The organism is Streptomyces sp. NPDC058646, assembly GCF_042716875.1.
In the GTDB taxonomy this organism is placed as follows: Bacteria; Actinomycetota; Actinomycetes; order Streptomycetales; family Streptomycetaceae; genus Streptomyces.
Window position 1 is genome coordinate 84121 of the sequence record NZ_JBHXRK010000018.1, and the last position, 14591, is coordinate 98711.

11 protein-coding genes and 2 pseudogenes are annotated in these 14591 nt (G+C 70.0%); 8 read left to right on the plus strand and 5 right to left on the minus strand.

Features of this window, described 5'->3' with window-relative positions; all coding sequences use genetic code 11:
* Positions 1–57: 57 nt before the first annotated feature.
* Positions 58–663, minus strand: a complete 606-nt coding sequence (locus tag ACFWUZ_RS22440) for a GPP34 family phosphoprotein (protein WP_384375559.1) — start codon at positions 661–663, stop codon at positions 58–60.
* A 328-nt stretch (positions 664–991) separates the two neighbouring features.
* A complete protein-coding gene (locus ACFWUZ_RS22445) occupies positions 992–2440 on the minus strand; it encodes a peptidoglycan DD-metalloendopeptidase family protein (protein ID WP_384375562.1) in 1449 nt (482 codons plus the stop codon).
* A 1427-nt stretch (positions 2441–3867) separates the two neighbouring features.
* Here ACFWUZ_RS22445 and ACFWUZ_RS22450 point away from each other — a divergent pair.
* From ACFWUZ_RS22450 to ACFWUZ_RS22460, 3 genes are all read left to right on the plus strand, one after another.
* Positions 3868–4029: a hypothetical protein gene (locus tag ACFWUZ_RS22450; RefSeq protein ID WP_037792689.1), complete on the plus strand. Its 162-nt coding sequence runs from the start codon at positions 3868–3870 to the stop codon at positions 4027–4029.
* Positions 4030–4307: 278 nt separating this feature from the next.
* Positions 4308–4676 carry a PRC-barrel domain-containing protein gene (locus ACFWUZ_RS22455; protein WP_384375565.1) on the plus strand — a complete coding sequence of 123 codons (369 nt, stop codon included), beginning with the start codon at positions 4308–4310 and terminating at the stop codon, positions 4674–4676.
* 246 nt (positions 4677–4922) lie between these two features.
* Positions 4923–5558, plus strand: a complete 636-nt coding sequence (locus tag ACFWUZ_RS22460) for an esterase/lipase family protein (protein WP_384375569.1) — start codon at positions 4923–4925, stop codon at positions 5556–5558.
* Positions 5559–5611: 53 nt separating this feature from the next.
* On the opposite strand, the gene ACFWUZ_RS22465 is transcribed toward ACFWUZ_RS22460, so the two are convergent.
* Positions 5612–5761 (minus strand): hypothetical protein, encoded by a 150-nt coding sequence (locus ACFWUZ_RS22465; protein ID WP_384375572.1) that lies wholly within the window; start codon positions 5759–5761, stop codon positions 5612–5614.
* A gap of 112 nt (positions 5762–5873) precedes the next feature.
* Between ACFWUZ_RS22465 and ACFWUZ_RS22470 the strand changes: the two are divergent.
* A pseudogene (locus ACFWUZ_RS22470) lies at positions 5874–8926 on the plus strand (Tn3 family transposase).
* Positions 8927–9019: 93 nt separating this feature from the next.
* On the opposite strand, the gene ACFWUZ_RS22475 reads toward ACFWUZ_RS22470, so the two are convergent.
* Positions 9020–9415: a cupin domain-containing protein gene (locus ACFWUZ_RS22475; RefSeq protein ID WP_362634596.1), complete on the minus strand. Its 396-nt coding sequence runs from the start codon at positions 9413–9415 to the stop codon at positions 9020–9022.
* A gap of 52 nt (positions 9416–9467) precedes the next feature.
* On the opposite strand from ACFWUZ_RS22475, the gene ACFWUZ_RS22480 reads away from it, so the two are divergent.
* Positions 9468–10460: a helix-turn-helix domain-containing protein gene (locus ACFWUZ_RS22480; RefSeq protein ID WP_362634599.1), complete on the plus strand. Its 993-nt coding sequence runs from the start codon at positions 9468–9470 to the stop codon at positions 10458–10460.
* 36 nt (positions 10461–10496) lie between these two features.
* Here ACFWUZ_RS22480 and ACFWUZ_RS22485 read toward each other — a convergent pair.
* Positions 10497–11472 (minus strand): annotated as a pseudogene (locus ACFWUZ_RS22485) (tyrosine-type recombinase/integrase).
* Between the two features lie 325 nt (positions 11473–11797).
* On the opposite strand from ACFWUZ_RS22485, the gene ACFWUZ_RS22490 reads away from it, so the two are divergent.
* From ACFWUZ_RS22490 to ACFWUZ_RS22500, 3 genes are read left to right on the plus strand one after another with little or no spacing between them, the layout of a single operon-like run.
* On the plus strand, positions 11798–12862 hold the full coding sequence (locus ACFWUZ_RS22490) for a tyrosine-type recombinase/integrase (protein ID WP_384375577.1): 1065 nt from the start codon (positions 11798–11800) through the stop codon (positions 12860–12862).
* Entirely contained in the window at positions 12859–13194 is a 336-nt protein-coding gene (locus ACFWUZ_RS22495) for a helix-turn-helix domain-containing protein (RefSeq protein WP_384375579.1), read from the plus strand. The genes ACFWUZ_RS22490 and ACFWUZ_RS22495 overlap by 4 nt, the downstream gene beginning before the upstream one ends.
* Positions 13191–14513, plus strand: a complete 1323-nt coding sequence (locus tag ACFWUZ_RS22500; protein ID WP_384375582.1) for a hypothetical protein — start codon at positions 13191–13193, stop codon at positions 14511–14513. Before ACFWUZ_RS22495 ends, ACFWUZ_RS22500 begins: the two co-directional genes overlap by 4 nt.
* Positions 14514–14591: the final 78 nt, after the last annotated feature.

Sequence of the window (14591 nt, forward strand, 5' to 3'; positions counted from 1 at the left end):
CGTCCCACGTTCGGGCGGTCGTTCACCCCTGCCGTCGGCCTCGATGGCGGATCCCGCTCACGGTGCGCGCCACAGGTTGGCGAAGGCAGCGTTCTCGATGGTCCGCCTCTGGCGTACGGCCTCCAGCTCCATCACCGCGTCGTGGACGGCGGCCACCACGGTCGCCACCGCCTCGTCGTCGAAGCCCGGTTCGTCGTCGGGTCGTCCGCCGTCCATGCCCACGGTCGAGGCGAGGGCGGCCAGGACGGGTTCCTTCTCCGCCCAGCGTCCCGCCGCCCTGCGGCCGCTGGGCGTATCGGACGGTTCCAGGCGTTCCGAGCCGAAGGACAACCGGCCGCTCCGCTTCCGCGTCAGCTCGCCGTCCTCTTCCAGTGCGGCCTGGTAGGCGGCTGCGAGGTCTCGGCCCCGGCGCCACAGCCAGTCCTCGATCCGTTCGTAGGGCGGTTGCCGAGTGAGCTGTGCCGCAGCTTCGGCGAGGAGCTGATCGTCCGTCGCCGTCGGCCCGCCGGGCACGATGCGGTCGCCGTCCAGGGTGATGGCCCCCGAGCCGATGAGGTCGATCAGTTCGGCTCCCGAGAGCGCGAGCGACAGGTCGCCCTGTCCCACCGCCCCCTCCGGCTTCGGGTCCATGGCGATGATGAACAGGTCTTTCGCCGTGGTCATGAACGGCTCCCCTCGTGAGCATGGACAAAGGTGCGTCCCCACCGGTCCGACCTGCATCCGGAGCGGGCTCGGCGGCGAGGTGCCTGTCACGATCAGTATCGCCCCCGCCCGGCCGCCGAAGCCCTGCCGCACGGCGGAGTTCCTCCGAAGGCGCCGAAAGGGCGGGCCGTGGCAGCAGGCCAGGGCCGCTGTGCACTCCGGCGCCCGGGCTCCAACGAGACCTGCGACTGGTGAGGCGTGCGCACGCCCCGAGCCCGACATCACCGACACGGCCCGCGGGCCCGGGACGGTCTCCGTCCCGGGCCCGCGAACCTCATGCGGTTCCTGCTCAGTTGTAGGTGCCGGTGAGGGCGATCCCGGTACGGGCGCCGGTGACGCCGGCCAGGTTGATCGCGGCCGCGGCGTCCCAGCCGGCGCCGGCGTGGCGGATCGTGTGGAGGACCCGGCCGTCCGTGGTCACCAGCCCGACCTGGAGCTCGCCGTCGACGGCGGCCGCGGCAACGTCCGTGACCGTGACTCCGGAGACGACCGAGGACAGGTCGCGGAACGACTGCCAGTTCCCGGTGCCGAAGCGGATGCCGTGGTACTGCTTGGTGCCCCCGGCGGCAGTGGCGACCAGCTGGAGGTCGTTGCCGGTGCCGGCGACAGCCACGTCCTCGATGCCGGTCAGCCCGGCTTCGGCGGACGCGTCGCCCCAGGCCGAGAACGACCCGTCGGCCTTGCGGAGCGTGTGCTGGAGGGTCCCGCCGGCGACGGCGACGAACTGGACGTCGGTGCCGGTCCGGGCCACGGCCACCTTCGTGACGGGCGCCCCGCCCGGGTTGCCGAGGGAGACGAACGGCTTCCAGTTGCCGTCGGGGAAGCGGACGGTGTAGTGGACCACCCCGTCGGCGACGACCGCGACGTACAGGTCCCCGCCCACCGAAACCGCCGAAGCCTGGGTGATGTTGCCCGGGACACCGGCCGCCTGGGTGACGTCGCCGAAGCCCGCCCACGAGCGGTCGGTGAAGCGGATGGTGTGGTAGAGCTTGCTGTCGTTGCCCACGGCCAGCATGTGCGTGTCACCGTTGATCCCGGCCTCCGCTATCTCCTTGGCGCCCGAGGGGACCTCTCCGGAAGCGGTTTCGACGTTCCCGAAGCCGGTCCACTGGCGGTCGGCGGTCCGGATGCCGTGGAAGATCGACCCGCCGGACTGGACCGCCACCTGGGCCCGCCAGCCGGACTCGTCCGACGGCACTTCGGGGCTCTGTCCGCAGTTCTTGCTGGTCAGCGTCGACCCCATGCTGAACGGGACGCCGTTGAAGACGGACTGCTTGACCGAGCCGTTCAGCTTCTGCTCGTAGTGCAGGTGCGCCCCGGTCGAGTTCCCGGTGCTGCCGACGATGCCGATCTTCTGGCCGCGGGTGACCCGCTGTCCGACGGTGACGTCGTGGTCGTTCAGGTGGGCGTAGAGCGTGGTCGCGCCGTTGCCGTGGTCGATGACCACGTACTTGCCGTAGCTGGTGGTGAGGGACTTCACGACGCTGACGGTGCCGTCGGCGCTGGCCAGGACCGGCTGGTTGACCGTGCTGGCGCCCCGGGTCCAGTCGATCGCCACGGGGGACGGGCTGTGTCCGCTGTAGGTGCGCCCCGTCCACTGCTGGTCGCAGCTGAACGGCATCTGGTAGGCGGGGCCAGCCGCGTGGGAGGGCGTGGCGGCGAAGGCGACCAGACCGGAGGCGGCCAGGACCAGGCCGGTTGCGGAGGTCAGGACACGGCGGGAGAAGGTGACAGACATGGGGATTCCTCGGAAGTTCGTGTGTGTGGCGCGGCGTGTGCCGACGCGGGTGTGTTGAAGGCCGCGGTGCGGGTGAAGCCGACGCGGGTCAGTCGAAAGTCGTGGTGAGGGCGCGGCCGGTGCGGAGGCCGGTGACGCCGTCAGGTCGATGGAACCGGGGGAGTCCCAGGTGCCGTCGGTGTGGCAGATGGTGGGGAGGAGCCGGCCGTCGCGGGCGACGTGGCCGGATCGCAGCGGCCGTCACGCCGGTGACGCAGAGGACCGAACTGAGCGGGTCGAAGGACCGTCAGGTGTCCTTCGTGTCCCGTGACCCTGCTGCGTGGCGCCGCTCGCAGTGGCGACCGGCTGGACGTCACCGCTCGTACCGGCGATCGCGACGTCGCCCACACGGTGATCCAGGCCGCGGTGGACGGTGCACCCCGGGCCGTCCATGACGCGTCCGCCCTGCGGGCTGGTGCTGGAGCACGCCCTCCGCCACCGCGACCAGCTGTACCTCGTCGCCGGTCCGGGCCGGCGGGGCCGCTGGTGGTCCGTGCCGAGTCCGGCAGAGCGGCGGTCGTGCCGATCGCCACGGTGGCGGTGATCGAGGTGCACGAGGTGATCGTGGTCGTGCGACGACGTACGGGCATGGCAAACCCCCCTGGGTGACGAACGTGGATGTCCTGCGGACTGCGGTGGTGCGGGAACGAGTGGTGCGCGGTCAGCCGCACCGCCCGGTCTCCCCGGCCCCTGCAGGCCGTTGAGAAGAGCATGTCCGCTGGTCAGCGGCTGATCCAGAGGTTCCGGGTGGCTCGAAGCTGCCTGGCACCAAGCGGCCAGCCCGCGCCCGCCGACAGCTCCGAGCCGCCCCGTGCCCTGCCGGCGATCGCGCCCCCGCTCCCCGCGCCGGACATGGCCCGTCAGGTCGGCGGACCAGCAGGACGCACACCGCGGCAGCACCGACGCCGCGTCACGTCCGGCGAAGCGGCCGAGGCCCTTCACACCGACGGCACCACCAGCGTCATCAGCGACGCGAACGCACCCGTGGCCGTCCGGCTCTACGAAGACCCAGCTGCCCGGCCTGCGCCGAGTTCGAGCTCCGAGGGACGGGACGCCACCTGCGCCACAAGGCGCGGAAGGGCGAAGTCCAGCTCCAGTTCAGCTTGGGTTCGATTCTGGGACCCGGATCGGTGCGAGCGGCCAACGCCCTGCGCGCTTCCCTGGAACAGGACATGTTCCTGGACTTCCACGAGGCCCTCTGCCGGAAGTCCCTGACGTATCAGGACTTCGTGGTCTCTCCGCGGCCGACGCGGATGTCCTTGCAGTTGCGGAGGACCGCCGACATGCGAGGGGTGACTGCGTCCCGCCAGGGACGATAAGAAACGGCTAAATATCCCGTGCATGGTCGGCGGGTGCGGGGGCATTCGGTTCTCTGGAGGTTGATAACTATGGTTCCCCTGCTTCTCGTTCTCCTGCTCGCCCTGATTCTCTTCGGTGCGGGTTTCGCGGTGAAGATTCTTTGGTGGGTCGCTATCGCGGTCCTGGTGTTGTGGTTGATCGGTTTCGTCGCCCGGCCGAAGGGTGGTAGCGGCCGCTGGTACCGCTGGTAGCCGACCGCGGCATAACCAGAGGTCAGACGTGTATGGCGGTGGCCTGTCACTCCTCTCCGAAGGAGGGTGGCAGGCCACCGCCATGTCCGCGTGCGCGGAGACGGACTCCGGTGACGGGGATGTGTGAAGGAGGGAACTCGGGGCATGCGGGGCGTGCGGGGCATCCGGGCTTCATTTGGAACGCCCAGCCTGCCGCGCATGACGTACAGAATTTCCGAGGGCTGGCAGAGAATTCTCGTTCTCTCCGTACCTCGATTCGCCGAAGGAGTGGTTTTCGCGTGACTGAGCATGTGTGGAGTTACAAGGCGACCGCGAGCTACCTGCAGGACGCGGACCTGACGGGCTGCAAGGTCGAGGCGACCGACGGGAGCATCGGCAAGGTCGACAAGCACTCCGACGAAGTCGGTGACGCCTACCTGGTCGTGGACACGGGCGGCTGGATCTTCGGCAAGGAGGTCCTGCTTCCGGCGAGCACCGTCGTCAGCGTCGACCTGGAGGAGCGGAAGATCTTCGTCGACCTGACCAGGGGCCAGATCAAGGACGCCCCCGAGTTCCACCGCGACAAGCACCTCGGCGACGCCGGCTACCGGGACGAGCTGGGCACCCACTACGGCACCGGCGGCCCCTTCGGAGGCCGCCCCGCCTGACCCTCCCTCCGGCCGGTTCGGGCCTCGGCACCCTCCTCGGGTGCCGAGGCCCGAACCGGCTGCGTGCTCGGCATCCCGGGCCCCTGGCCCGTCGCTGTGGGCGGGTGCCACGTTTCCGCGGTGAAATGTTGCCCCCGCGCGGGTGAGTGTGGTGGCCGGCTCCTGTGGCCGTAAGGCCCGGCCCGCTACACACCTTGCGTGACCAGGAACCTGCTGCGGAGCGTGCCTGCGCTCCTCCTGGTATGCATGCCTCTCCTTCCGACCCCCGCGTCCGCGGTCGACGGCCCGCACCGGGCCGCCGGTCTCGACCCCGTCGTCTTCGTTCACGGCTGGAACTCCGACGGCTCCACCTGGGAGACCATGGCCGGCCGTTTCCGGGCCGACGGCTGGCCGGCCAGCCATCTCGATCAGTGGACCTACGACGCCACGCAGTCCAATGTCAGGACCGCAGAACAGCTCGCCGAGGAAATCGAGCGCGTCCTGGAATCCACCGGCGCCACGCAGGTTGACGTCGTCACCCACTCGATGGGCGCCCTCTCCTCCCGCCACTACCTCAAGAACCTCGGTGGTGCTGACAAGGTCGATGCGTGGGTCTCCCTGGCGGGACCCAACCACGGCACGGAAACCGCGCGCTGGTGCGGCCGCGCCCCTTGCGTGGAGATGCGACCCGGATCCGCTTTCCTGAAGGACCTCAATGCCGGTGACGAAACCCCCGGCGCCCCCCGCTACGCCACTTGGGGCTCACCGTGCGACAACCTCATCAACCCGAGGAGCAGTGTCGCCCTCTCCGGCGCCGTCAACAGCACCACCGCCTACCTGGGCCACAGTGAACTGACCACCGATCAGATGGTCTACGGCGAGGGCCGGGCACACGTGCGCTAGAAGCCGGGACCCGGCCGAGGGGTGCCGCATACGGGCGTCCCCGGCCGGGTCGCTCACAGGCCGGAGCCGCCGGTCGCGTGGATCACCTTGCCCGTGACCCAGCGTGCGTCGTCCGAGGCGAGGAAGGCGAGGTGAGCCGCGCCGCTGGAGATGCTGATGATCCGGCCGGCGCCGCGCAGGCAAGAACGGGGGTCGAGGAACATCGGAACGAAAACCGGCGCTAAGCCCGCCTGGCGCCGATGTGTGCTTTGACCTGGGCTTCTGTGAGGGATGAACCTTCGGCAGTCGTGTTGATCGACTGTTTGGAGGTCCGGGGTGCCGGTCGAGTTTTTGACGGATGGGCAGGCTGCCGCGTACGCGGCGTATCGCGGGGCGCCGTCCCGTACGGAGTTGGAGCGGTTCTTCTTCCTGGACGACGCGGACCGGGAGCTGATCGAGCCCAAGAGGCGGGCCCACAACCGCCTGGGGTTCGCGGCCCAGCTCACGACCGCGCGGTATCTCGGGGTGTTCCTGGACGATCCGGCGGACGTGCCGCCGGAGGTCGTGGAGTACCTCGCCGAGCAGCTCGGCATCGGCGATCCGTCGGTGCTGAAGGAGTACGGCGAGCGGGAGAACACCCGGCTGGAGCACGTGCGCGAGCTGCGGAGGGTCCTGGAGTACCGGGAGTTCGCCGAGGCGGAGGGCGAGCTGCGGGAGTGGGCGGACGCGCGGGCCTGGACGACGGGCGAGGGGCCGAAGGCGTTGTTCGACGCGGCGGCCGGGTGGCTGCGGGAGCGGCGGGTGCTGCTGCCGGGGGTGACGACGCTGACGAGGCTGGTGGCCTCGGTGCGGGAGGCAGCGAACCAGCGGCTGTGGGACAGCCTGTACGGGATGCTGAGCACCGGGCAGCGGGCGGTGCTGGACTCTTTGCTGACGGTGCCGCCCGGGAGCGGGTCTCGGAGCTGGACCGGCTGAGGCGCGGGCCGGTGCGGGTGTCGGGTCCGCAGATGAAGCGGGCGCTGGAGCGGGCGGAGGAGATCGCCGCGTTCGGGATGGGCGCCGTTGATGTGTCGCGGATACCGCCGCGGCGGCTGGCGGAGCTGTCCCGGTACGGGGTGGACGGCAAGGCGTCGCTGCTGCGCCGGCACTCCGACGCTCGCCGCCTGGCGACGCTGCTGGCCACCACCGTGTACCTCACGTCGCGGGCGGTGGACGACGCGCTGGACCTGCTGGAGGTGCTGATCGCGACGAAGCTGCTGGCCAGGGCGGAGCGCGAGAGCGCGAAGGAGAAGCTGAAGACCCTGCCGCGCGTGGAGCGGGCGTCGGCGAAGCTGGCGACCGCGTTCCAGGTCGTGTTCGACACCACAAGCGAGCAGGTCGACACCGACACCGGGGAGATCGCCCCGCCGAAGGTGGAGAGCCTGGAAGGGATGTGGGCGGCCATCGAGCAGGTGGTGCCCCGGCACGAGCTGGCCGCGGCGATCGCCGCGCTGTTCGAGCTGACCCCGCCGCTGGACTCGGATGCCGACGAGGCATGGCGGGCCATGCTAATCAACCGGTTCGGCACCGTCCGCCCGTTCTTGAAGCTGCTGGTCACCGTGGTGGACTTCGACGCCACCCCGGAGGGTGAGGCCGTACTGGGCGCGTTGCTGTCACTGCCGGAGCTGATGGGCCGCAAGAAGGTCGGCCCGGCCGAGATCGACGCTGGTCTACTCACCGGCTCCTGGCGACGCCTGGTCCTGGCGGCACCGCACCTGGAGCCGGGCACCGTGGACTGGAAGGCGTACACGTTCTGCGTGCTGGAGCACCTGCACCGGATGCTTCGCAGCAAGCAGGTCTTCGCGAAGAACTCCTCGAAGTGGGGTGACCCGCGGGCGAGCTGCTGGCCGGGCAGGCGTGGCAGCAGGCGCGGCCGACCGTGCTGGCCTCGCTGAACCTGCCCGGGGAGGCGGGCGGGCACCTGGCAGCGCGGGCCGCGCTGCTGGACGGCACCTACCGGGAGGTCGCCGCCCGGGTCCCGGACAACGCGCAGATCGTCTTCGACGACGACGGCCGCCTGCACTTCGCCGCCTTGGAGCCGGAGCCCGAACCGGCCTCCCTGCTGGAGCTGCGGGCCGCGGTGAACGCGATGCTGCCGAGGGTGGACCTGCCCGAGGTGCTGCTGGAGGTGTTCTCCTGGACCGGCGCCGACCAGGCGTTCACCTCGGTCACCGGCGGCGAGGCCCGCCTGAAGGACCTGAACGTCACGATCGCCGCGCTGCTGGTCGCCCACGGCTGCAACGTCGGCTACACCCCGGTCATGGGCGGCGCGGACCCGCTGAAGTACGGGCGGCTGTCCCACGTCGACCAGACGTACCTGCGGCTGGCAACGTACCGGGCCGCGAACGCGACCCTCATTGAGCACCAGGCGTCCATCCCGCTCGCCCAGACGTGGGGCGGGGGCCTGGTCGCCTCGGTGGACGGGATGCGGTTCGTCGTCCCCGTGCCGTCGGTGTACGCGCGGCCGAACCCGAAGTACTTCGGGCGCAGGGGCGGCGCGACCTGGCTCAACATGATCAACGACCAGCCGCCGGGCTCGGGGGGAAGGTCGTGGCCGGCACCCCGCGCGACTCCCTGTATGTGCTCGACGTCCTCTACGACCGCGACGGCGGCAAACGCCCGGAGATGATCGTCACCGACACCGCGAGCTACAGCGACATCGTCTTCGGCCTGCTCACCCTGGCTGGGGGTTCGCCTACGCACCGCAGCTCGCGGACCTGCCCGATCAGAAGATGTGGCGCGTCGATCGTACGGCCGACTACGGCGCCTTCCATGACGCGGCCCGCGGCCGGATCGACCTCGCCCGCATCGAGCGGCACTGGGAGGACATCCTGCGGATCATCGGCTCCATCCACACGGGAGCCGTCCGCGCCTACGACGTCATCCGGATGCTCTCCCGCGACGGACGCCCCACGCCGCTGGGCGACGCGATCGCCCACTACGGGCGGATCGCGAAGACCCTGCACATCCTGCGCCTGGCCGACGAGCCCGGCTACCGCAGGCAGATCAAGGTGCAGGCCAACCTCCAGGAAGGCCGCCACGCGCTGGCCCGGAAGATCTTCCACGGCCGCTCGGGGCAGCTCTACCAGCGCTACCAGGACGGCATGGAGGACCAGATCGGCGCGCTGGGCCTGGTCCTCAACGCGCTCGTGCTGTTCAACACCCGCTACATGGACGCCGCGCTCAACCAGCTCCGCAGCGACGGATTCGAGGTGCGCGACGAGGACGTCGCCCGGCTCTCCCCGTTCGTGCGCCACCACATCAACGTGCTGGGCCGGTACTCCTTCCAGCTCCCCGACCTGCCTGGCGGAATGCGCCCCCTGCGTGATCCGGACACCGCCGAGGATTGAGTCCCGCGCCGCTCTCGCCGGGCAGTCGGTGAACGTAACCGCCCCGGTGACAGGCTGACGCCATGGGCAGTGGCGTGTCCGAGGCATGTCGGGTCAGGTGCTGAGTGCGTGTCCGGTCGTTGAGTCGACGTGCTCTGGGATCTCGTCGTGGCGATCGCCCACAGTCGGTGTCCCGGTGGGCTCGAACATGAGGATTGCGGCGCCGGACGGGGCGCACGGCTTGTGCTCTGTGCCTCGGGGAACGGTGAAGACCGCCCCCTGCGGGAGCAGGACTGTGCGCTCCCCGTCGGGCTCGCGCAGGGAGATGTGCAGCTCGCCGTCGAGTACCAGGAAGAACTCGTCGGTGTCGTCGTGGACGTGCCAGATGTGTTCGCCCTCGACCTTGGCGATGCGGACGTCATAGTTGTTGACGCGCGTGACGATGCGGGGGCTCCACAAGGCATCGAATGAGGCCAGAGCCTGGCTGAGGGGGATGGGTTCGCTGCTCATGAGCTCATCCTGAGCCGTTTCGCATGGCCGCCGTGAGTGCTAGGAATTGCACATGGCGAAAGAATCCTCGCACGCAGCTCACGCGGCGGGCGTACACCGGGTCGTCGTGATCGTGGACGAGAACTCGAACCCCTTCGAGCTCGGCTGCGCGACCGAGGTCTTCGGTCTGCGCAGACCGGAGATCGGCCGTGATCTCTACGACTTCAGGCTCTGTTCCCCCGAGCCCCGCACCCTGATGCGAGACGGATTCTTCACGCTCACGGGAGTCGCCGACCTGGAAGCGGCCGAGGCGGCGGACACCTTGATCGTCCCCAACCGCCCGGACATCGAAGTGCCCCGCCGTCCCGCCGTGCTCGATGCCGTCCGCCGAGCACGCGCACGCGGTGCACGCCTGATCGGCTTCTGCAGCGGCGCCTTCACACTGGCCGAGGCCGGAGTCCTCGACGGGCGCCGGGCCACCGCGCACTGGCAGTGGGCGGATTCCTTCCGGGCCCGCTTCCCCTCTGTCCAGCTCGAAGCAGACGTGCTGTTCGTGGATGACGGTGACATCCTCACCGCGGCAGGGAGTGCAGCTGCGCTCGATCTTGGGCTGCATGTGGTCCGCCGCGACTACGGCGCGGAGGTCGCCAACTCTGTGAGCCGGCGGCTGGTCTTCGCGGCGCACCGGGACGGTGGGCAGCGGCAGTTCGTGGAGCGTCCCATGCCCGACCTGCCGGACGAGTCCTTGGCGCCTGTCCTGGCCTGGGCTCAGGAACGGTTGGACTCACCGCTCACTGTGTCTGGCCTTGCGGCGCGTGCGGCGGTCAGTCCGGCGACTCTGCATCGCCGCTTCCAGGCGCAACTGGGCACGACGCCGCTGGCGTGGCTGACGGGGGAACGGCTTGCTCTGGCGTGCCGGTTGATCGAGCGAGGTGAGTCCCGGTTCGAGGTGGTCGCGCGACGCAGCGGGCTTGGCACCGCTGCCAATCTGCGCACGCTGATGCGCCGCGCGACCGGCATCACACCGTCGGCATACAAGCGCCGGTTCGGGCCGGAGGCGAACTGACGGCAGGTATCCCCCGTGCGACGAACCACGTGTGCTTCATCGTCTGCTGTCGCCGGGGGGCGAGAAGGCTGGTCAGCTCCGAGATCGCCTCGGGGGAGGGCTTGAAGTAGCGACGGACGTTCTCCAACTTCTTGTGCCGCGACTTCGCCATCAGCATCAGCAGGGAGGCGCCTTGCTCGCCGAGGTGGGTGAGGGCGGAATGGCGGTACTCGTGCAGGTCCCAGCCGGTTCCCGGCCCGCGCACGGCGGTGTGCTCGTCGAGGAGGGCGCGGGCCTGCCCGTACGACAGCCGCGCCAGGCCGGTGTCAGGGCACACGTCGCGAGGGCTGACGACCTTCCCCGGGCCGGGGCGGCGGTGGGTCACGAACACCGGGCCGCGGGTCCGGCCGCGCAGCAGGCGGGGCAGGAGCCGGGCGGTACCGGCGTCCCAGTAGACGGTCTCCAGCACGAAGTCCTCGCGTGCCTGGCCCCGGCGGCGGGCCTTGCTCCGGGCGCCCTTGGCCCTGACCGGGCAGCGGCGTGCGGCGAGGTCCAGGTCTTCGATGTTCATGCCGAGGATCTCCTCCGCGCGGGCGGCGGTCTCGTAGAGCATCCGCCACAGCGTCTTCTCCCGCAGGTGGACCTCGCGCCGGGCGATGAGCCGGTCCACGGCCATCTTCGAGCGGGCCGGGGTCTCGGAGTCGGGCACCGCCAGCCGCTTTGTCCAGGCCGGGACCGCCGGGCCGTCGTAGCCGTACTCCGCGCACCAGCCCAGCCACGACAGCACCGCCGCCCGGCGGGCGTTCCAGGTGTTGACCGCTGCGGTGCCCCACAGCATTTCCAGGGCCTCGCCGATCTCGTCGTCCGCGACCGACCCGAGCGGGCGGGCCTCCCCGATCCGCTCGGCGGTCTTGCCGACGCCGGTCGCGTAGCTGCGGACCGTGTTCGGGTTGCGGAGCGAGTCGAGGAAGGCGTCGGCCGCCGCGCGGACGGTCAACGCCTTCCCGGCCGGCAGTTGCACGACAGTGGGCACCGCTTCCCCCTTGCCACGGATAACAGGGCCGCTTCACGTACGGCCCGGAGAACGTCACCGCAGGTGACGAATCAAGCTCCCGCAGATAATAGGGCGTTATCTGCGGGAAGACTTCAGACGGGTCCGGCCGCCGACGATCCGTCAGCCGCCCACCAGGGCCGATCGAGGCTTAGCGCCGGTTTTCGTTCCGATGTTCCGAGCGCCGCCAATTGCATCGGATGCGGTTTTCTCGCATCAGATGCGAGTCGCGGAAAGTGGTGAAGCAGTGAGGTTCAACGGTTCGATACCGGGTGCGGCCGGGCTGCACCTGGTTGACGGAGTCGCGTTGCTGCGGCCGGAAGAACAGGTCTTCGCGGCGATGCTGACCGGCTTCGCCAACCAACAGCTCGCACGGAATCTGGCCCGGACGACCGTCGAGGGCCGGGAGAACACGGTCAAGGCGTTCGCGGCCTACGTGATCGCCTACCCCTGGCTCTGGACGCCGGCGATGATCGATGAATGGCTCGGCGACCTGCGCTCACTGCGGGACCTGAAGCGCTCCACGATCCGCTCGTACTCCGAGGCCGTGCGGGCCTTCTGCCACTTCATCACCGATCCGCTCTACGAGTGGACAGCGACCTGCGAGGAACGGTTCGGCACGCACCCGGTCCAGGTGGTGCACGAGTGGAACACCGCGGTGCACGTCCAGGACAACGAGGCAGACGCGAAGAAGCGCGCGTTCACCAAGGCCGAGCTGCACGCCTTCTTCGCGCACTGCGACGACGAGGTCGCCCGTATCCGGGCCTTCGGCCGCAAGGGCTGGCTGCCCGCCTTCCGCGACGCCACGCTGTTCAAGACCGCCTACGCCTACGGGACACGGCGCAACGAGACGCGGATGCTCGACGCCGCCGACTTAGGCCGCAACCCGCACGGCGGCGAGTTCGGCCAGTACGGTCGCTGCCAGGTCCGGTTCGGCAAGGCCAAGAAGGGCTCCCCGCCCAAGCGCCGCGGCGTGCTGACCGTCTTCGACTGGACCCCGGACGTCCTGGACGAGTGGTTCACCGAGGTCCGCCCGCTGTTCGGCACCGACAACAACCCGGCGGCCTGGCCCTCCGAACGGGGCCTGCGGATCGGCTGCCAGCGGCTCAACTCCCGCTTCATCGCCTACCGCAAGGCCCTCGGCCTGGACGACGGACTCGACTTCCACTCCTTCCGCAGGTCCTACGTCACCCACTTGATCGAGGACGGCTGGGACCCGCGCTTCGTCCAGGAGCAGGTCGGCCACGAGCACGCCAGCACCACCTCGCTCTACACCTGCGTGTCCTCGGACTTCCGCACCCGCACCCTGCGGCGGCATCTGGACTCCACCATCGCTGCCGCCCTCCAGACCCAGCCCGGGAGGCAGGCATGAAACGCAAGGTCGGCTACACCTGGCGGCTGCGCGAGGTCATGGCCCAGCACCGGATCTTCACAGCCACCGAACTGGTGCCGCTGCTGCACGAACGCGGCATCGACCTGTCCGCCTCCCAGGTCCACCGCTTGGTCTCCGGCACTCCGGAACGCCTGTCGTTGCAGGTCATGGCCGCGCTTTGCGACATCCTGTCCTGCACCCCGGCCGACCTGGTGGCCACCACCGCAGAGAACGCCGGCGTCCGCAAGACCGCCACCGGCGACCTGCCCACCCCGATCGCGAACGTGGCGAAGCTGCGGCCCCGCGCCGCCCGGATCCTGCCCGACGCATGACCCGCCCCTACGCCACCGACGAACAGTACGAACGCTGGTACATGGCCGAGTGCTGCCGCTGCGGCCGCCGCAGACACAAGGCTGGCACGTGGCCGGACGGATACGTCTGCCGGACCTGTTCCGACCGCGCCGTCCGGACACGGGGCACCTGCCCGGGATGCGGCCAGGACCGTGCCCTCCCCGGACTCCGCCCCGGTGACGGGGCCGCGATCTGCACCACCTGCGCCGGCTTCTCGCAGACCTTCGACTGCTCACGCTGCGGCTTCGAGGGCAAGCTCCTGGGCGGACGGCTGTGTGAACGCTGCACCCTCACCGACCGCCTCACCGCACTCCTGGACGACGGAGACAGCCGCATCCGACCCACACTGGTCCCGCTGTTCGACCTGCTGGTGGCAATGGACAAGCCCAGAAGCGGCCTGGCCTGGCTGGAGATGCGCCGCGACCAGCCGGGCAGCGCCTCGCAGCTACTGCGGCGGCTCGGCCTCGGCGAGATCCCACTGACCCACGACGCCTTCCACGAGCTCCAGCCCTGGCGGGCCGCCGCTCACCTGGAAGAACTCCTGATGACGTGCGGAGCCCTGCCCTCGGTCGACAAGTACCTCTGCTCCTTCCAGCGCTGGCTTCCCGGCCACCTGACCGGCATCGCCGACCCCGAGCACGCCAAGACGATCCGGCTCTTCGCGACCTGGCACATCCTTCCCCGGCTGCGGACCCGCGCCGAGAGGAGCCACATCACACCCAGCATCCGCCGGTTCGCCGCCGAACAGGTCAAGCACGCGACCGCGCTCCTGCAATGGCTCGGCGAGCGAAACAGCACCCTCGCGTCATGCGGCCAGATCGACGTCGACGCCTGGTTCGCCGAGAACACCGAACACGCCCGCACCTGCCTGAGAGCCTTCCTCAACTGGGCCATGCAGAGCCGACGCTGCCGACGCTCCCTGTCCATCCCCAAGATGAAGGTCTCCCGCCGGGCCGCACTGAGCGAAGACGAGCGCCTCGATACCCTTGGCCGGCTGCTGACCGATACCGAGATACCGATGCGACTCCGTGTCGCCGGAGTCATCGTGCTCCTCTACGCGCAGCCCGCGAGCCGCATCGTCCGGCTCGGCGTTGACGACGTCATCCGCGACGGCGACACCGTGCTGCTGCGGCTCGGTGAGCCGGCCTCGCCCGTCCCTGATCCGGTCGCCGCCCTGCTGCTGGAGCACATCGCGAACCGCGACAACATGAACACCGCACCAACCCCGCGTCCCGCTGGCTTTTCCCGGGCCGCCGGGCGGGGCAGCCGACCCGCCCCGACCACCTGTCCGCGCTCTTGAACGAAGTCGGGGTCCCGACCGCGGCAGCCCGCGGCGCCGCGATCCGGCAGCAACTCCTCGAACTTCCTGCACCCGTCG

What these genes read in the sequence shown, in the direction of transcription:
- ACFWUZ_RS22440 (WP_384375559.1), bottom strand. Translation starts at nt 663, where the DNA reads ATGACCACGGCGAAAGACCTGTTCATCATCGCCATGGACCCGAAGCCG.
- ACFWUZ_RS22445 (WP_384375562.1), bottom strand. Translation starts at nt 2,440, where the DNA reads ATGTCTGTCACCTTCTCCCGCCGTGTCCTGACCTCCGCAACCGGCCTG.
- ACFWUZ_RS22450 (WP_037792689.1), top strand. Translation starts at nt 3,868, where the DNA reads ATGGTTCCCCTGCTTCTCGTTCTCCTGCTCGCCCTGATTCTCTTCGGT.
- ACFWUZ_RS22460 (WP_384375569.1), top strand. Translation starts at nt 4,923, where the DNA reads ATGCCTCTCCTTCCGACCCCCGCGTCCGCGGTCGACGGCCCGCACCGG.
- ACFWUZ_RS22465 (WP_384375572.1), bottom strand. Translation starts at nt 5,761, where the DNA reads ATGTTCCTCGACCCCCGTTCTTGCCTGCGCGGCGCCGGCCGGATCATC.
- ACFWUZ_RS22475 (WP_362634596.1), bottom strand. Translation starts at nt 9,415, where the DNA reads ATGAGCAGCGAACCCATCCCCCTCAGCCAGGCTCTGGCCTCATTCGAT.
- ACFWUZ_RS22480 (WP_362634599.1), top strand. Translation starts at nt 9,468, where the DNA reads ATGGCGAAAGAATCCTCGCACGCAGCTCACGCGGCGGGCGTACACCGG.
- ACFWUZ_RS22495 (WP_384375579.1), top strand. Translation starts at nt 12,859, where the DNA reads ATGAAACGCAAGGTCGGCTACACCTGGCGGCTGCGCGAGGTCATGGCC.
- ACFWUZ_RS22500 (WP_384375582.1), top strand. Translation starts at nt 13,191, where the DNA reads ATGACCCGCCCCTACGCCACCGACGAACAGTACGAACGCTGGTACATG.